A 17,085-nucleotide genomic window follows, 5' to 3' on the forward strand; every position below is an offset into this window, starting at 1 on the left:
AGCTTGAATTGCTCGGTGTACTTACCCATAGATCCCCCAAGGGTTGGATTGGTGTCCAACTTCTTGGGGGCAGTCCACGGATGGCGCCAGCTTTCAGAAATTGAGCAAGACAGTTGCTCCCACCGTTTGGCGGCCTCAGTCCTGCTGTGGTGCCAAGGCTTCGTTCAGGCTCTGAATGGCAGCATCACGGGCTTCGGCGCTGTCGAACTGCGGCCCGTCGGCAACCTGCTCGCCATTGAGCCACAGGCCGAAGCTCAGGCCTTCGACGCGCACATCAACCTCGCCACCTTGCTGCAGCTGCTTGCTCACGGCGCCGGCACTCTTGCCGTCGGCGAAGCTGCGCGACAGCAGCAGTTGCTCGCCGTCAGCGGCCAGCAGGCGGAAGCGGAAGCTGCCGTCTTCATCACGGAAGCTGACAAAACGCGCGCTCTTGGTGGCTTTTTTCTTCACTTCGGCGTTGGCCTGCACACTGCTGCGGAATGAACGCAGGCCAACGGCCTCGCGCAGCTGCTCGAGGAACGGCGTGGCGATCTTGCGGGCCTTGGCGGCGCCGGCCAGCAGGATGTCTTCCAGGTCCGCCGGCCGGGCGATCAACTGGTGATAGTACTCGCGCTTCTCGGCCAACTGGCCGTCCAGCAGCTGGAACAGGCGCTGCTTGGCATCGCCCCAGCCCAGGCCCTGCAGCAGCTCTTCGCGGAAACCGGCGCATTGTTCAGGCGTGGAGAAGGCCTGGTACAGGGTGAACAGGTGCGCGTTGTCCGGGTCTTTCGCCTCACCTGGCGCGCGCGAATCGGTGACGATGCGCGAGATGGCGTCTTTCATGTCCTTGGCGCTGGTGAACAACGGGATGGTGTTGTCATAGCTCTTGGACATCTTGCGCCCGTCCAGGCCCGGCAGGGTCGCCACGCTTTCCTCGATCACTGCCTCCGGCAAGGCGAAGAAGTCCTTGCCCTGACCGAACAGGTGGTTGAAGCGCTGGCCGATATCGCGGGCCATTTCCACGTGCTGGATCTGATCACGGCCAACCGGCACCTTGTTGGCATTGAACATCAGGATATCGGCGGCCATCAGCACCGGGTAGCTGAACAGGCCCATGGTCACGCCGGCGTCCGGGTCTTCACCGTTCTCGACGTTCTTGTCCACCGAGGCTTTGTAGGCATGCGCGCGGTTAAGCAGGCCTTTGGCAGCAACGCAGGTCAGCAGCCAGGTCAGCTCGGGGATTTCCGGGATGTCGGACTGGCGATAGAAGGTCACCTTGTCCGGGTCCAGGCCACCGGCCAGCCAGGTGGCGGCGATCTCCAGGCGCGAGCGCTGGATGCGCATCGGGTCGTCGCACTTGATCAGGGCGTGGTAGTCGGCCAGGAAGTAGAACGAATCGACACCGGGCTGCTGGCTGGCACGGATGGCCGGGCGGATGGCGCCGGCGTAGTTGCCCAGGTGCGGAGTGCCGGTGGTGGTGATACCGGTAAGAATGCGCGTGGTCATGGGTGTTCGCTTATTCAGGCTTGGCTCAGTTCGAAAGGCGCGGCAGCAGCAGATCCTTCAGATCGGTCAGCTTGCCATGGAAGAAGTGTCCGCATTCTGCCACTTTCAGCAGCTCATGGGGACGCGACAGGCTGTCGGACCATTCGTAAACCAGCTGCGGCGCGACGACTTCGTCGGCGTCCGGCTGCACCACGGTGAGCGGGCAGCGCTGCGGCAGCGGGAATTCGGCGGTCAGGCGCATGACTGCCGGGGCGATCATGAACAGGTGCTGCAACCCGACGCCTGCACTTTCAAGGCGCCCGGCCAGGCTGGTGGCAACGAAACCACCGAACGAAAAGCCCATCAGCACCAGCGGTAGCCCGGGGTGCCTGGCACGCAGCCATGCTGCAGCGGCCTCGGCATCGGCCACTTCGCCAGCGCCCATGTCGTGGCTGCCGGCGCTCTGGCCGACGCCACGGTAGTTGAAACGCAGGGTCACATAGCCGGCATCACGTGCGGTGCGCTGCAGGGTCGAGACCACCTTGTTGAGCATGGTGCCGCCCTGGACCGGGTTAGGGTGGCAGATCAGCACCGCGCCACGGGCTTGCGCCACGTCCAGGTACAAGGCTTCCAGCTGGCCGCTGGGGCCATCGATGAACAAGGGGGTTTCGCGGACAAGCAAGGCACTACTCCGTGACCTCGGGGAGGGTCGATTCGTCTAGGTGTGAAATTCTGTTCTGATTTGCGATCGCTCGCGGTATACAGCGCAGGTCTGAGCCGTTAACGTAAAGCAAAGCCGTTTATAGAGGAAGGACTCGTGGAACTCTCGCTCCTTGTTTGGTTGTTGCCAACCCTGGCCCTGGTCATCGGTGTGGCAGTCGGTTTCATTGTTGCCCGCCTGCTGCCCAATGCGGCACCGAGCAACACCCAGCGTCAACTGGACGACATCCAGAAGCGCTTCGACAGCTACCAGAACGAAGTGGTCACCCACTTCAACAGCACCGCCATGCTGGTCAAGAAACTGACCCAGAGCTATCAGGACGTACAGGATCACCTGGCTGAAGGCGCCAACAGCCTGGCCCTCGATGATGTCACCCGCCAACGCCTGCTGGCTGCGCTGCACTCCGATGCACCGCAAGGCCCGCGTGACCGCCTGACCCCACCTAAAGACACCGCCGAAGTGCCGCGCGACTATGCACCGAAAGCGCCTAACTCGCCGGGCATGCTCGACGAAAGCTACGGGCTCAAGCGTTGATCTGCTGAACATGCAAAAGGCCTCGCAAGAGGCCTTTTTTGTGGATGCTGCCTGTGCCGGCCTCTTCGCGGGTGAACCCGCTCCTACAAGGGCCGCGCAGGTTTCAGATATTGCGCGGGACCTGTGCGGGCGTGCCCGCGAAGGGGCCAGTGCAGGCAACCTAACGGCAGGCCAGCAATGCCTGTTCGACATCTGCCAGCAGGTCCTCCACATCCTCCAGCCCCACCGACAGACGTACCAACCCCTCCGATATCCCGTGATGCGCCCGCTCCTGCGGGGTATAGCTGGAATGGGTCATGCTCGCCGGATGCTGCGCCAGCGACTCGGCATCCCCCAGGCTCACCGCCCGGGCAAAGAGCTGCAGCGCATTCATGAAGCGCCGCCCCGCCTCAATGCCACCCTTGAGCTCAAACGCAATCATCCCGCCAGGCAAACGCATCTGTCGCTTGGCCAACGCGTACTGGGCAAAAGACGGTAGCCCGGGGTAATGAATCAATTCCACCTGCGGCTGGCGAGCGAGAAACTCGGCCACCTGCTGGGCATTGGCGCAATGCCGATCCATGCGCAGGGCCAGGGTCTTGATACCGCGCATCAGCAACGCCGCGTCATGCGGTGACAGCACCGCCCCGGTCATATCCTTCAGCCCTTCCAGGCGGATACGGTCTACCAACGCCTTGCACCCCACCACCAACCCGGCAGTGATATCGCCATGCCCACTGAGGTACTTGGTTGCCGAGTGCACCACCAGGTCCGCTCCCAGTTCCAGTGGTCGCTGCAGGTACGGCGTACAGTAGGTGTTATCGACCACCACATGCACATCATGCCCCCGCACCGCCTCCACAACCGCCGCAATATCCACAAGTTGCATGTTGGGGTTGGCCGGTGTTTCGAAGTAGATCATCCGTGTTTTGCTGCTGATCGCCGCTTTCAGGGCTTTGGCATCGTTGAGATCGACATGGCGAACTTTCACCCCGAACTCACCAATACCGTGGTGCAGAAAAGCGAAGGTACAGCCATACAAGGTGCGCCCGACAATCAGCTCATCGCCAGGCCTTAGCAGGGTCCAGATGGTTGAGGTAATAGCGCCCATCCCCGAGGCCAACGCCAACCCCGCTTCACCGCCCTCCAGCGAAGCCATGCGCTGCTCCAGCAATGCCAGCGTGGGGTTGGAAATGCGGCTGTAGAAATGCCCAGGCTCCTCCCCGGCGAAGCAGGCAGCACCGTATTCGACAGTGGGGAAGGCATAGGTAGCCGTCTGGTACACCGGTGGCACCAGGGCGCCACCATGGGAAAGCGGGTCATAGCCATGATGAATGGCCCGCGTGGAAAAACCGTTGTTGTGGTGGGAGTCGCGCATGGCAACAGCCTCTTGTGGTTTGCTATAAGCTTATGCCACCGAGCTGCCCGATTTTTTCCAAAATAGCCTACGTATACACGTGCTTGTTGGAACAAAAACAATAATCAACGGACAAGGAGGGCAAAAAATGCCTTCAAGCCTCGACCGCACCGACCGCGCCCTGCTCGCCGCCTTACAGGACAATGCCCGTCTCACCGTTGCCGAACTCGCCGACCAGGTGGCACTGACCACCTCGCCCTGCTGGCGACGGGTCAAGTTACTGGAGGAAAACGGCTACATCACCGGCTACCAGGCCATCCTCTCGCCCAAGTCGCTGGGGTTTGGCGTGACCGCGTTCGTCAGCATCATGATGGACTCGCACACCAAGGACATGGCGCTGGCGTTCGAACAGCGCCTGATGGAAATCCCCGAGATCGTCGCCTGCCACAACATCTCCGGCCGCTATGACTTTCTGCTGGAGATCCTGGCACGGGACCTGGAGTCGTTTGGGGAATTTACCCGGGAGGTGCTGCAGCGGTTGCCGGGGGTGAAGGAGATCTATTCGAGTTTTTCGTACAAAGCGGTGAAGGAAAGACGGGTGATACCGGTGTCGGAGAAACATATCTGAGACGGTCTTTCCGAGCATTGAGAAGGATCCTGAACGCGAGACAAAAAACCCCGCCGAAGCGGGGTTTTCCTTGCAGGCTAGCGCTTAAATCGCGCCACGCTGACGCAGCACGTCCAGCACCTGTTTCACGCCCTCGTCCACGCTGGTGGCCTGGGTGTCGATCACAAGATCAGCATCCAGCGGCACATCGAACGGGAAGCTTTCACCCGGGATGTTGTCGCCACCGGCAGCGTACAGGCCTTGCGGGTCACGCTCGCGGCAAACCAGCGGCGAGGCCTGGACGTAAACGGTCACCAGGCGTTCCTTGCCGATCAGCGCCTTGGCCTGTTCGCGGCCTTCGGCATCCGGGGCCACGAACGCAGCCAGGGTCAGCATGCCGGCTTCGTTGAACTGGCGCGCCACATGGGCGGCGCGGCGCCAGTTCTCGGTACGGCCAGCGCGGTCCTGTGGCAGGCCCTTGTTCAGGTCGTGACGCAGGTTCTGGCCATCGAGCACGTACACCGCACGGCCCATGTCGAACAGCTTGCGCTCAACGGCATAGGCCAAGGTGCTCTTGCCAGCACCCGACAGGCCGCTGAACAGCACGGTGGCTGGCTGCTGGCCGAAGCGCAGGGCGCGCTCTTCGGTGGACACGTGGGCCTGCTTGCCATGATGGCCGGTGCTGCCGTGTGGCAACACGGGCGGGGCGATGATCATGCCGGCGCCAACGGTGCCGTTGGTCAGGCGGTCGATGACGATGAACGCACCGGTGGTGCGGTTACTGTCGTAACCGTCGAGGGCGATCGAGGTGTCCAGGGCTACCTTGACGCGGCCGATCTCGTTCAGCTGCAGCGCGCTGGCAGCGCCCTGCTCCAGGGTGTTCACATCGACCTTGTGGGTGATGCTGGCAATCGAGCCTGGCACGTAGCTGGTGGCACGCTTGATGTCGTATTTCTTGCCCGGGAGCATTGGCTCCTCGGCCATCCACACCAGCATGGCGTCGAACTGGTCGGTGACCGGCGGGACGTTGTCGGCATGTACCAGCAGGTCGCCACGGGAGATGTCGATCTCGTCTTCCATGGTCAGGGTCACGGCCTGGCCTGGGCCGGCGTTTTCCAGTTCACCTTCGTAGGTGACGATGGACTTGACCCGGCTGCTCTTGCCCGACGGCAGCACGACAATCTCGTCACCTTTGTGCACCACGCCGCTGGCGATGGTGCCCGCGAAGCCGCGGAAGTTCAGGTTGGGACGGTTGACGTACTGCACCGGGAAACGCAGGTCGGTGAAGTTGCGGTCGGCCGAAACCTCGACGGTTTCGAGGATTTCCATCAGCGTCGGGCCGGCGTACCACGGCGATTGCTCGCTGTGGTTGACCACGTTGTCACCCTTGAGCGCCGACATCGGCACGAAGTGCAGGCTGCTCGGAGTCAGATTGATGGCTTCGGCAAACTTCAGGTAGTCGGCCTTGATCGACTCAAAGACGCCTTCATCGAAGCCCTTCAGGTCCATCTTGTTGACCGCGACCACGATGTGCTTGATGCCCAGCAACGACGCAATGTAGCTGTGGCGGCGGGTCTGGGTCTGCACGCCGTAACGGGCATCGACCAGGATGATCGCCAGGTCGCAGGTGGACGCACCGGTGGCCATGTTGCGGGTGTACTGCTCGTGGCCCGGGGTGTCGGCGATGATGAACTTGCGCTTGGCGGTGGAGAAGTAGCGGTAGGCGACATCGATGGTGATGCCCTGCTCGCGCTCGGCCTGCAGGCCATCTACCAGCAGTGCCAAGTCGACTTCTTCGCCGGTGGTGCCGACTTTCTTCGAATCGCGGGTGATGGCTTCGAGGTGGTCCTCGTAGATCATCTTGGAGTCGTGCAGCAGGCGCCCGATCAGGGTGCTCTTGCCGTCATCCACGTTGCCGCAGGTGAGGAAACGCAGCAGTTCTTTACGCTCGTGCTGAGCCAGATAAGCGAGGATATCTTCGCTGATCAAATCGGATTGGTGCGACATGGAGTAACCCTGAAAATTAGAAGTAGCCCTGACGTTTTTTGTCTTCCATGGAACCGGCGCCATCGTGGTCGATGACCCGGCCCTGGCGCTCGGAAGTGCGCGTCAGGAGCATTTCCTGAATGATGTCGGTGAGCGTCTCGGCTTCCGACTCGACAGCGCCCGTCAGCGGGTAGCAGCCGAGGGTACGGAAACGCACCTTCTTCTTGACGATGCGGGCTTTTTCTTCCTCGGAGAGGTGCTCGAGGATGCGCTCGTCGTCGATCATGATCAGGGTGCCGTTCTTCTCGATGACTTCACGCTCGGCGGCGAAGTACAGCGGCACGATCGGGATGCCTTCAAGGTAGATGTACTGCCAGATGTCCAGTTCGGTCCAGTTCGACAGCGGGAAGACGCGGATCGACTCGCCCTTGTTGACCTTGCCGTTGTACACGTTCCACAGCTCGGGGCGCTGGTTCTTCGGGTCCCAGCGGTGCTTGCTGTCACGGAACGAATACACACGTTCCTTGGCCCGCGACTTCTCTTCGTCACGGCGTGCACCACCGAAGGCAGCGTCGAAACCATGCTTGTCCAGCGCCTGCTTCAGGCCTTGGGTCTTCATGATGTCGGTGTGCTTGGAACTGCCATGGGTGAACGGGTTGATACCTTGTGCCACACCCTCGGGGTTGACGTGGGTGATCAGCTCCAGGCCCATTTCCTCGACCATCTTGTCGCGGAAGCTGTACATCTCCTGGAATTTCCACTGGGTGTCGACGTGCATCACCGGGAACGGCAGCTTGCCCGGGAAGAAGGCCTTGCGCGCCAGGTGCAGCATCACGGCGGAGTCCTTGCCGATCGAGTACAGCATCACCGGGTTGTCGAACTCGGCGGCCACCTCGCGGATGATGTGGATGCTCTCCGCCTCCAGCTGTTTCAAGTGCGTCAGTTTGTCGACCATGGCTACTCACGAAAAACGATCTTATGGACGGCCTGCGGGCCGTGTTCGAGCGAGCCACTTTATCACAGCGGCTGCTTCTATTTAGGAGGCTGGCTAGATCGAAAAAGTCTAACGATATGACTGGGGGTTTGGGCTGGCAGGGCCGGCCTCTTCGCGGGTGATCCCGCTCCTACGAGGCCCGCGCGTAGGAGCGGGTTCACCCGCGAAGAGGCCGGCCCTGCCATCAGATGGGATTCGGGCAATCGATGAACAGGTGCTCCACGGCAAACCGTCGTGCCAGGTAATCGCCCAGCGCCTGCACCCCATAGCGCTCAGTGGCATGGTGCCCGGCAGCAATGAAGCTGACGCCATTCTCGCGCGCACTGTGGTAGGTCTGCTCGGACGCCTCGCCGGTCAGGTACAGGTCGACCCCGGCGGCAATCGCCGTGTCGATATAGCCCTGCCCGCCGCCGGTGCACCAGCCCACCCGGCGGATCATTTGATCGCCTTCGACCAGCAACGGCTCACGCCCCAGCACCTCTTGCACCCGCCGGGCAAAATCGCGCGCGGTCATGGATTCGGCGAGCGAACCGATCAGCCCGACCACCTTGGGGTTTTCCGGGTCAAGTGGCCCTTCGACAGTGATCTCCAGTTGCCGCGCCAGCTGCACGTTATTGCCCACTTCCGGGTGCACGTCCAAAGGCAGGTGGAACGCCAACAGGCTGATATCGTTATTCAGCAAGGTCTTCAGGCGACGCTGGCGAATGCCGGTGATGCACGGGTTCTCGCCCTTCCAGAAATAACCATGATGCACCAGCACCAGATCGGCCTCGGCCTCGACTGCGGCATCCAGCAATGCCTGGCTGGCGGTAACACCACTGACAATGCGGCTGACCTGCGGCCGGCCTTCGACCTGCAGGCCATTTGGGCAATAATCCTGGATCTTCGCGCTGCCCAGGTAACGCTCGGCTTCCTCGACCAGGGTGTTTAGAGCGACGGCCATGAAAATCTCCTCGAAAACTGCGCTTTTCTCGGGCGCAACGCCTGACGAACGCCCGTATAATGCCGGCCATTATGGGCCGTCGCTGTCACTGGGGGAACCGGTGTATGATCGCGCGCGCTCATGCCCCACTGCCAGGCCGCTGGCCCCTGCTCTTTCCAGGATTCGTTCATGTTCAAGGCTTTGCGTTACTTCGGCTGGCCCCTGCTTACCGGCATACTGATCGCCATGCTGATCATCCAGCGTTTTCCGCAATGGGTCGGGCTGCCCAGCCAGGACGTCAACCTGCAACAAGCGCCACAGACCACGCGGATCATGCAAGGCCCGGTGTCGTACGCCGACGCCGTGACCCTGGCCGCCCCGGCGGTGGCCAACCTGTACACCACCAAGGTGGTGAACAAAAGCGCCCACCCACTGTTCGAAGACCCGCAGTTCCGCCGCTTCTTCGGCGATAACCTGCCCAAACAGCGCCGCTGGGAATCAAGCCTGGGTTCGGCGGTAATCATGAGCCCAGAGGGCTACCTGCTGACCAACAACCATGTTACCAGCGGCGCCGACCAGATCGTCGTAGCCCTGAAGGATGGCCGCGAAACCCTGGCCCGCGTGATCGGCAGCGACCCGGAAACCGACCTGGCGGTGCTGAAGATCGACTTGAAGAACCTGCCGGCGATCACCATCGGCCGTTCCGACACCATTCACATCGGCGACGTGTCGCTGGCCATCGGTAACCCGTTCGGCGTCGGCCAGACTGTGACCATGGGCATCATCAGCGCCACTGGCCGCAACCAGCTGGGGCTGAACAACTACGAGGACTTCATCCAGACCGACGCGGCGATCAACCCGGGCAACTCCGGTGGTGCGCTGGTGGATGCCAATGGCAACCTGATCGGCATCAATACCGCGATCTTCTCCAAGTCCGGTGGCTCGCAGGGCATCGGCTTCGCCATCCCGGTAAAACTGGCACTGGAGGTGATGAAGTCGATCGTCGAACACGGCCAGGTGATCCGTGGCTGGCTGGGTATCGAAGTGCAGCCACTGAGCCAGGAGCTGGCAGAATCGTTCGGCATGAAGGACCGTCCAGGCATCGTGGTGGCGGGTATCTTCCGCGAAGGGCCAGCGGCCAAGGCCGGGTTGCACCTGGGTGACGTGATCCTGAGCATCAATGGCGAGCCGGCCGGCGACGGGCGCAAGTCGATGAACCAGGTAGCGCGGATCAAACCCAACGAGAAGATCACCATCGAGGTGATGCGCAACGGGCAACAGTTGAAGCTGATCGCCGAGGTGGGGCTGCGGCCGCCACCGGCGCCGGCTGCCAGCCAGGAAGAGAAATAAACCCAGGGCCGCGTTGCGGCCCTTCGCGGGCACGCCCGCTCCCACAGGAATTACGCAGGCTCCAAAGCAAGCGCTAAACCTGTGGGAGCGGGCGTGCCCGCGAAGGGCTGCCGCGCAGCCCAAACAGCATCAATGCAGGATCTGGCTGAGGAACAACTTGGTCCGGTCACTGCGCGGCCGGTCGAAGAAGTCATCCGGCGCGGCCTGCTCCACAATCTCGCCCTTGTCCATGAAGATAACCCGGTTCGCCACGGTACGGGCAAAGCCCATTTCGTGGGTCACGCAGAGCATGGTCATGCCATCCTCGGCCAGGCCCACCATGGTATCGAGCACTTCCTTGACCATTTCCGGGTCCAGTGCGGAGGTCGGTTCGTCGAACAGCATGATCTTGGGCTTCATGCACAACGCGCGGGCAATGGCCACACGCTGCTGCTGGCCGCCAGACAACTGGCCAGGGTACTTGTGTGCCTGCTCCGGAATCCGCACACGCTCCAGGTAGTGCATGGCAATTTCCTCGGCCTTGCGCCGTGGCATCTTGCGCACCCACATCGGCGCCAGGGTGCAGTTCTCCAGAATGCTCAGGTGCGGGAACAGGTTGAAGTGCTGGAACACCATGCCCACCTCGCGGCGGATGGCCTCGATCTGCTTGAGGTCGTTGGTCAGCTCCACGCCATCGACCACGATGCGCCCTTGCTGGTGCTCTTCCAGGCGGTTAAGGCAGCGGATGGTGGTGGACTTGCCCGAGCCGGACGGGCCGCACAGCACGATGCGTTCGCCCTGGCGCACGTTCAGGTTGATGTCCTTGAGCACATGGAACTGCCCGTACCACTTGTTCACACCCTGCATCTGGATGATGCCTTCGGGGCCAGCAGGCTGCTTGATCGCTTCACTCATTTCGAAACTCCTAACGCTTGTGGCCAGTGTCCAGCTTGCGCTCCAGATGCATGGAGTAGCGGGACATACCGAAACAGAAAATCCAGAACACCAGGGCGGCGAACACGTAGCCCTCGGTGGCCATGCCCAACCAGGCCGGGTCTGCGGCTGCTTGCTTGACGCTGTTGAGCAGGTCGAACAGGCCGATGATGATCACCAGGCTGGTGTCCTTGAACAGGGCAATGAAGGTGTTGACGATGCCGGGGATCACAAGCTTCAGCGCCTGCGGCAAGATCACCAGCCCCATCGAGCGCCAGTAGCCAAGGCCCATGGCCGCGGCGGCTTCGTACTGGCCCTTGGGGATGGCCTGCAGGCCGCCGCGCACCACCTCGGCGATGTACGCCGACTGGAACAGGATCACACCGATCATCGCCCGCAGCAGCTTGTCGAAGCTCATGCCTTCCGGCAGGAACAACGGCAGCATCACCGACGACATGAACAACACGGTGATCAGCGGTACGCCCCGCCAGAACTCGATGAAGGTCACGCACACCACTTTCACGGCCGGCATCCTCGAACGCCGGCCCAGTGCCAGCAGGATGCCCAGCGGCAAGGCGCCGACGATGCCCACGGTGGCGATCACCAGGGTCAGCATCAGCCCGCCCCACTGGCTGGTCGGTACGCTTTCCAGGCCCAGATACCCCCCGTGCAGCAGGGTGTAGGCCAGCACCGGGTACAGCACCAGGAAGCCCAGGCCGTAGAAGGCCTTACGTGGGAAACGCTTGATGAACAGCGGCGCGGCGCCGAGCACGGCAAGCCACACGGTCAGGTCCACACGCCAGCGCAGTTCAGTCGGGTAATAACCGTACATGAACTGGCCAAAGCGCTGCTGCACGAACACCCAGCAGGCGCCTTCCTTGGTGCAATCGGCACGCGTGGTGCCAACCCAGTTGGCATCGATCAACGCCCACTGCAGTAACGGCGGCACGATCAGCCACACCAGGTAGATGGCGAACAGGGTCAACAGCGTGTTGAGCCAGCTGGAGAACAGATTGGCACGCATCCATGCGAGCACGCCGACGGTTTTCACCGGTGGCGGCATATCGGGTTTGAAAACATGGGCATTCACGGGCGTATCCTCACCGCTCGATCAGCGCAATGCGCTTGTTGTACCAGTTCATCAGCAGCGAAATGCTGATGCTGATGGCGAGATAGACACTCATGGTGATGGCGATCACCTCGATGGCCTGGCCGGTCTGGTTGAGCACGGTACCGGCGAACAGCGAGACCATCTCCGGGTAGCCGATACCGGCCGCCAGCGAAGAGTTCTTCGCCAGGTTCAGGTACTGGCTGGTCAGCGGCGGAATGATCACCCGCAGTGCCTGGGGGATGATCACCTTGCGCAGGGTCGGGCCCTCGCGCAGGCCCAACGAGCGAGCCGCTTCGGTCTGGCCATGACTGACCGAACGGATGCCGGAGCGCACGATTTCGGCGATGAAGGCTGCCGTATAGATAGTCAGCGCCAGGGTCAGCGCCAGCAGCTCGGGGATCAGCACCCAGCCCCCGACGAAGTTGAAGCCCTTGAGCTGCGGCATGTCCCAAGTTACCGGGCTGCCGAACAACAGCACGCTCAGGCTCGGAATGGCGATGAACAGCAACAGCCCCGCCCAGAACTTGTGGAACGGCTCGCCCGTCTCGTTGAAACGCTTGTTGGCGTAGCGCACCATCAGGGCAATAGCGGCAATGGCCAGCGCCAATGCCACCACAAATGGCCAGAAGCCATCGGCCATGGACGCGCCAGGCATGTTCAAGCCACGGTTGCTGATGAAGAACATGTCCTGGATGTTGATGCTGCCCCGCGGTCCCGGCAGGGTCAGGAACACGGCAAAATACCAGAACAGGATCTGCAACAACGGCGGAATGTTGCGGAAGGTTTCCACATAGACGGTCGCCAGTTTGTTGATCATCCAGTTCGGTGACAGGCGAGCCACACCGATGATGAAGCCCAGTATCGTCGCCAGAATGACGCCGATGAAGGTCACCAACAGCGTATTGAGCAGGCCGATGACGAACACCCGCGCATAACTGTCGGATTCCACATAGGGGATCAGGTGCTGGGCGATACCGAAGCCGGCACTGCGGTCGAGGAAGTCGAAGCCCGAGGTGATGCCCCGGTGTTGCAGGTTGGTTTGCGTGTTGTGGAACAGGTACCAGCCCAGACCGACCACGAAGACGATCGTGAGAATCTGGAACAGCCACGCGCGCACACGCGGATCGTTAAGGGACAAGCCCTTGGGTGCGCCGATTTGATTTTGCATGAAGTGCCCCGGACAGTAGGGATTCGAACAGCCTGCGGCGGCGGAATGCCGCCGCAGGGTGCAGCCATCAGCGCACTGGAGGCGCGTACTGGATGCCGCCGTTGTTCCACAGGGCGTTCATGCCACGGTCGATCTTCAAGTCAGTGCTCTGGCCCAGGTTCTTCTCGAACACTTCGCCATAGTTACCCACTTGCTTGACGATCTGCACTACCCAGTCTTTGGGCAGTTTGAGGTCCTTGCCATACTCGCCATCCGCGCCCAGCAGTCGGGCGACATCCGGGTTCTTGGTGGCCTTGGCCTCGGCCTCGACGTTCTTGGAAGTGATGCCCGCTTCTTCGGCATTGAGCATGGCGAACAGGGTCCACTTGACGATGCTGAACCACTCCTCGTCGCCTTTACGCACTACCGGGCCCAGCGGCTCCTTGGAGATGGTTTCCGGCAACACCACGTAGTCGGTCGGCGCGGCCAGTTTGGAGCGCTGGGCGAACAGCTGCGATTTGTCCGAAGTCAGCACGTCGCAACGGCCCGACTCCAGCGATTTGGCGCTCTCGTCAGAGGTGTCGAAGGTGATCGGGGTGTACTTCAGGCCATTGGCACGGAAGAAGTCCGACACGTTCAGCTCGGTGGTGGTACCGGCCTGGATGCAGATGGTCGCGCCATCGAGCTCTTTGGCGCTGGAAACGCCAAGCTTCTTGTTGACCAGGAAGCCGACGCCGTCATAGTAGGTGACACCCGCGAACACCAGGCCCATGCCGGCATCGCGCGAGCTGGTCCAGGTGGTGTTACGCGACAGTACGTCGACCTCGCCCGACTGCAGGGCAGTGAAGCGTTCCTTGGCGTTGAGCTGGCTGAACTTGACCTTGGTGGCATCACCGAACACGGCGGCGGCCACGGCGCGGCAGACATCGGCATCGATGCCGACGATCTTGCCCTGCGCATCAGGTACCGAGAAGCCTGGAAGACCGTCGCTCACGCCACACTGGACGAAGCCCTTCTTCTTTACCGCATCGAGGGTGGCGCCGGCCTGGGCAGTGCTCACGGCGCCCAGCGCGGCGGCAGCGGTCAGGACTGCCAGGGTGGTTTTCAACATCTTCATTCACAACCTCCAAATCGCTCTTGTTGTATCGAGCCGGAATTGCACCGCACCCTTTTGAGGCGTATCCGACCCGTATTGGCTTGTTATTGGGTCAATTGGCGCAATGGACTGTTCTGTGACAGCCTTCGCGTGCAGAGGGTGTTACCGTCACGGCCTGCCCTTTGCATCACAGATTGAGTTGCAAACCGCGTACCAAATTTTCTGGCTGTAGCGTTTAAGCGCTCGTCAAGTAGGAAAAGTTGTATCGTTGCGACATTCTTTTTCCGACAATCATTTCCGGTGCTTTCTTTTCACGCACGCCATAACAAGACCCGCACACTTTCGGAGCAGTCATGACCAACCCGCTGATTCTCGAACCACAGAAAACCGCTGACGCCTGTGTGATCTGGTTGCACGGTCTGGGGGCCGACCGTTACGACTTCCTACCTGTGGCCGAATTCATGCAGGAGCGCTTGCTCAGCACACGCTTCATCATGCCCCAGGCACCGACCCGCCCCGTGACCATCAACGGCGGCTATGCCATGCCCAGGTGGTATGACATCAAGGCCATGACCCCGGCCCGTGCCATCGACGAAGCGCAGCTGGAAGAATCTGCCGAGCAGGTGGTTGCGCTGATCAAGGCCGAGCAGGCCAAAGGCATCAACCTGTCGCGGATCTTCCTGGCCGGCTTCTCCCAGGGCGGCGCGGTGGTGCTGCACACTGCCTATATAAAGTGGCAGGAAGCACTGGGCGGGGTGATCGCCCTGTCCACCTATGCCCCCACCTTCAATGACCAGCACCAGTTGAGTGCCTGCCAGCAGCGCACACCGGCCCTGTGCCTGCATGGTGTGCATGACCCGGTGGTAATACCGTCCATGGGCCGTACCGCCTTCGAGTACCTGAACACCTGGGGCGTCGCTGCCCGCTGGTACGAATACCCGATGGAACACGAAGTGGTGGTCGAAGAACTGAACGATATCCACGACTGGCTGAGCAAGCAGCTGCAATAGGCAGCCTCGCTTGTAGTTGTGGGCGTATTCCGCTACGCCGCGCCCGGATCTTGCATTACACTGCCCGGCGTACATTCCTTAATCAGTTGATGAGACGACCGTGCTCAAAGCACTCAGAAAAATATTCGGCAAGGGAGAGGCCACACCACAAGCCGCCGCTCCTGCTGCCAGCGTGACGCCGGAAGCCCAGCCCGCGACCAAACCGGCTGCACCACAGGCCAACCCCGCCCCCAAGGCTGAGCAACCTGCCGCCGCTACGCCACCTGCCGAACAACCGGCCAAGGACAAACCGCGCCGCGAACGCAAGCCCAAGCCGCAGGCCAGCCTGTGGAAGCCCGAAGACTTCGTGGTCGAGCCACAGGAAGGCAAAACCCGCTTCCACGACTTCAAGCTGTCCAACGAGCTGATGCACGCCATCCACGACCTGGGCTTCCCGTACTGCACGCCGATCCAGGCGCAGGTCCTGGGTTACACCCTGCGTGGCCAGGACGCCATCGGCCGGGCCCAGACGGGCACCGGCAAGACGGCCGCCTTCCTGATCTCGATCATTTCCCAGTTACAGCAGACGCCACCGCCTAAAGAGCGCTACATGGGCGAGCCGCGCGCGCTGATCATCGCCCCCACCCGCGAGCTGGTGGTGCAGATCGCCAAGGACGCCGCTGCCCTGACCAAGTACACCGGCCTGAACGTGATGAGCTTCGTCGGTGGCATGGACTTCGACAAGCAGCTCAAAGCCCTGGAAGCGCGCCACTGCGATATTCTGGTGGCCACCCCGGGCCGCCTGCTGGACTTCAACCAGCGTGGCGAAGTGCACCTGGACATGGTCGAGGTGATGGTGCTTGACGAAGCCGACCGCATGCTCGACATGGGCTTCATCCCCCAGGTCCGCCAAATCATTCGTCAGACACCGCCGAAAAGCGAGCGCCAGACCCTGCTGTTCTCCGCCACCTTCACCGACGATGTGATGAACCTGGCCAAGCAGTGGACCACCAACCCGGCCATCGTCGAGATCGAGCCGGAGAACGTGGCCAGCGAAACGGTGGAGCAGCATGTGTATGCGGTGGCCGGCAGCGACAAGTACAAACTGCTGTATAACCTGGTGACCCAAAACAAGTGGGAACGGGTGATGGTGTTCGCCAACCGCAAGGACGAAGTGCGGCGCATCGAGGAAAAGCTGGTACGCGACGGTATCAATGCGGCCCAGCTGTCGGGCGACGTGCCGCAGCACAAGCGCATCCGAACCCTGGAGAGCTTCCGCGAAGGGCGCATCACCGTGCTGGTGGCCACCGACGTGGCCGGGCGCGGGATCCATATCGATGGCATCAGCCACGTGATCAACTTCACCCTGCCGGAAGACCCTGACGACTACGTGCACCGCATTGGCCGTACCGGCCGTGCCGGCACCAGTGGTGTGTCGATCAGCTTTGCCGGTGAAGATGACTCGTATCAGTTGCCGGCGATCGAAGCGCTGCTGGGGCGCAAGATCAAGTGCGAGATGCCGCCGGATGAACTGCTCAAGCCGGTGCCGCGCAAGCACCACTGACCTTCAGCGGGCTCCCTGCGCGCTGGGAGCAACTGTCTTGCTCAATTTCTAAAAGCTGGCGCGGTCCACCCTGTGGGAGCGGCCTTGTGTCGCGATTGGGCCGCGCAGCGGCCCCGGGATTTCGGCTTTGATGCGGAGTTGTCGGGGGCCGCTACGCGGCCCTTTCGCGACACAAGGTCCCCCTGTAGGAGCGGGTTTACCCGCGAATACGGTAGTGGCGGCAACGGTGAACGGCGGGTGGAGATTGGCCAGCAGGGCCGGCCCTTTCGCGGGTAAACCCGCTCCTACAGCCGACCGCTGGCGCCTTGATTACCAGCGCCCCGCCGCATCCTGGTCACTCTGCTTCCCCTCC

Annotated in this window: 15 protein-coding genes; 5 read left to right on the top strand and 10 right to left on the bottom strand. The window is 61.8% G+C overall.

What is annotated here, in order from left to right; genetic code table 11:
* Positions 1-135 precede the first annotated feature (135 nt).
* On the bottom strand, positions 136-1,485 hold the full coding sequence (locus tag QYE47_RS26510) for a tryptophan--tRNA ligase (protein ID WP_014592296.1): 1,350 nt from the start codon (positions 1,483-1,485) through the stop codon (positions 136-138).
* Between the two features lie 25 nt (positions 1,486-1,510).
* Positions 1,511-2,146, bottom strand: coding sequence for an alpha/beta hydrolase (locus QYE47_RS26515; protein ID WP_014592297.1), 636 nt, complete (start codon positions 2,144-2,146; stop codon positions 1,511-1,513).
* A 135-nt stretch (positions 2,147-2,281) separates the two neighbouring features.
* Between QYE47_RS26515 and QYE47_RS26520 the strand changes: the two genes are divergently transcribed.
* Positions 2,282-2,719, top strand: a complete 438-nt coding sequence (locus tag QYE47_RS26520; RefSeq protein WP_010952432.1) for a YhcB family protein — start codon at positions 2,282-2,284, stop codon at positions 2,717-2,719.
* Positions 2,720-2,879: 160 nt separating this feature from the next.
* Here the strand turns inward: QYE47_RS26520 and QYE47_RS26525 are convergent, their stop codons facing one another.
* Positions 2,880-4,076, bottom strand: a complete 1,197-nt coding sequence (locus tag QYE47_RS26525; RefSeq protein ID WP_014592298.1) for a methionine gamma-lyase — start codon at positions 4,074-4,076, stop codon at positions 2,880-2,882.
* Between the two features lie 127 nt (positions 4,077-4,203).
* Between QYE47_RS26525 and QYE47_RS26530 the strand changes: the two genes are divergently transcribed.
* The gene (locus tag QYE47_RS26530; protein ID WP_003251803.1) at positions 4,204-4,683 is read left to right on the top strand and encodes an Lrp/AsnC family transcriptional regulator; all 480 of its coding nucleotides are present in this window, start codon (positions 4,204-4,206) and stop codon (positions 4,681-4,683) included.
* Positions 4,684-4,767: 84 nt separating this feature from the next.
* Here the strand turns inward: QYE47_RS26530 and cysN are convergent, their stop codons facing one another.
* From cysN to QYE47_RS26545, 3 genes are all read right to left on the bottom strand, one after another.
* A complete protein-coding gene (gene cysN / locus QYE47_RS26535) occupies positions 4,768-6,669 on the bottom strand; it encodes a sulfate adenylyltransferase subunit CysN (protein ID WP_003251801.1) in 1,902 nt (633 codons plus the stop codon).
* 16 nt (positions 6,670-6,685) lie between these two features.
* Positions 6,686-7,603, bottom strand: coding sequence for a sulfate adenylyltransferase subunit CysD (gene cysD, locus QYE47_RS26540; protein ID WP_003251799.1), 918 nt, complete (start codon positions 7,601-7,603; stop codon positions 6,686-6,688).
* 223 nt (positions 7,604-7,826) lie between these two features.
* On the bottom strand, positions 7,827-8,585 hold the full coding sequence (locus QYE47_RS26545; RefSeq protein ID WP_014592299.1) for a Nif3-like dinuclear metal center hexameric protein: 759 nt from the start codon (positions 8,583-8,585) through the stop codon (positions 7,827-7,829).
* A gap of 168 nt (positions 8,586-8,753) precedes the next feature.
* Here QYE47_RS26545 and algW point away from each other — a divergent pair, with 168 nt between their 5' ends.
* Positions 8,754-9,914: a Do family serine endopeptidase AlgW gene (gene algW / locus QYE47_RS26550; RefSeq protein WP_014592300.1), complete on the top strand. Its 1,161-nt coding sequence runs from the start codon at positions 8,754-8,756 to the stop codon at positions 9,912-9,914.
* Between the two features lie 129 nt (positions 9,915-10,043).
* On the opposite strand, the gene QYE47_RS26555 is transcribed toward algW, so the two are convergent.
* From QYE47_RS26555 to QYE47_RS26570, 4 genes are all read right to left on the bottom strand, one after another.
* Entirely contained in the window at positions 10,044-10,808 is a 765-nt protein-coding gene (locus QYE47_RS26555; protein WP_003251792.1) for an amino acid ABC transporter ATP-binding protein, read from the bottom strand.
* Between the two features lie 10 nt (positions 10,809-10,818).
* A complete protein-coding gene (locus QYE47_RS26560; protein ID WP_010952426.1) occupies positions 10,819-11,916 on the bottom strand; it encodes an amino acid ABC transporter permease in 1,098 nt (365 codons plus the stop codon).
* Between the two features lie 10 nt (positions 11,917-11,926).
* Positions 11,927-13,105 carry an amino acid ABC transporter permease gene (locus tag QYE47_RS26565; protein ID WP_070384328.1) on the bottom strand — a complete coding sequence of 393 codons (1,179 nt, stop codon included), beginning with the start codon at positions 13,103-13,105 and terminating at the stop codon, positions 11,927-11,929.
* 67 nt (positions 13,106-13,172) lie between these two features.
* On the bottom strand, positions 13,173-14,201 hold the full coding sequence (locus QYE47_RS26570; RefSeq protein ID WP_003251785.1) for an amino acid ABC transporter substrate-binding protein: 1,029 nt from the start codon (positions 14,199-14,201) through the stop codon (positions 13,173-13,175).
* Between the two features lie 332 nt (positions 14,202-14,533).
* Here QYE47_RS26570 and QYE47_RS26575 point away from each other — a divergent pair, with 332 nt between their 5' ends.
* Together QYE47_RS26575 and rhlB are read left to right on the top strand one after the other, a co-directional pair.
* Positions 14,534-15,190: an alpha/beta hydrolase gene (locus tag QYE47_RS26575; RefSeq protein WP_301159685.1), complete on the top strand. Its 657-nt coding sequence runs from the start codon at positions 14,534-14,536 to the stop codon at positions 15,188-15,190.
* A 100-nt stretch (positions 15,191-15,290) separates the two neighbouring features.
* Entirely contained in the window at positions 15,291-16,733 is a 1,443-nt protein-coding gene (rhlB, locus tag QYE47_RS26580; RefSeq protein WP_019439214.1) for an ATP-dependent RNA helicase RhlB, read from the top strand.
* Positions 16,734-17,085 lie beyond the last annotated feature (352 nt).

The organism is Pseudomonas sp. 2,4-D, assembly GCF_030418155.1.
Taxonomy (GTDB): domain Bacteria; phylum Pseudomonadota; class Gammaproteobacteria; order Pseudomonadales; family Pseudomonadaceae; genus Aquipseudomonas; species Aquipseudomonas alloputida.

Bases quoted from the DNA above. Each gene is read 5' to 3' on its own strand.
- algW (WP_014592300.1), top strand. From the start codon at position 8,754: ATGTTCAAGGCTTTGCGTTACTTCGGCTGGCCCCTGCTTACCGGCATA.
- QYE47_RS26525 (WP_014592298.1), bottom strand. From the start codon at position 4,076: ATGCGCGACTCCCACCACAACAACGGTTTTTCCACGCGGGCCATTCAT.
- QYE47_RS26570 (WP_003251785.1), bottom strand. From the start codon at position 14,201: ATGAAGATGTTGAAAACCACCCTGGCAGTCCTGACCGCTGCCGCCGCG.
- QYE47_RS26555 (WP_003251792.1), bottom strand. From the start codon at position 10,808: ATGAGTGAAGCGATCAAGCAGCCTGCTGGCCCCGAAGGCATCATCCAG.
- QYE47_RS26530 (WP_003251803.1), top strand. From the start codon at position 4,204: ATGCCTTCAAGCCTCGACCGCACCGACCGCGCCCTGCTCGCCGCCTTA.
- cysN (WP_003251801.1), bottom strand. From the start codon at position 6,669: ATGTCGCACCAATCCGATTTGATCAGCGAAGATATCCTCGCTTATCTG.
- QYE47_RS26510 (WP_014592296.1), bottom strand. From the start codon at position 1,485: ATGACCACGCGCATTCTTACCGGTATCACCACCACCGGCACTCCGCAC.
- QYE47_RS26545 (WP_014592299.1), bottom strand. From the start codon at position 8,585: ATGGCCGTCGCTCTAAACACCCTGGTCGAGGAAGCCGAGCGTTACCTG.
- QYE47_RS26575 (WP_301159685.1), top strand. From the start codon at position 14,534: ATGACCAACCCGCTGATTCTCGAACCACAGAAAACCGCTGACGCCTGT.
- QYE47_RS26565 (WP_070384328.1), bottom strand. From the start codon at position 13,105: ATGCAAAATCAAATCGGCGCACCCAAGGGCTTGTCCCTTAACGATCCG.
- cysD (WP_003251799.1), bottom strand. From the start codon at position 7,603: ATGGTCGACAAACTGACGCACTTGAAACAGCTGGAGGCGGAGAGCATC.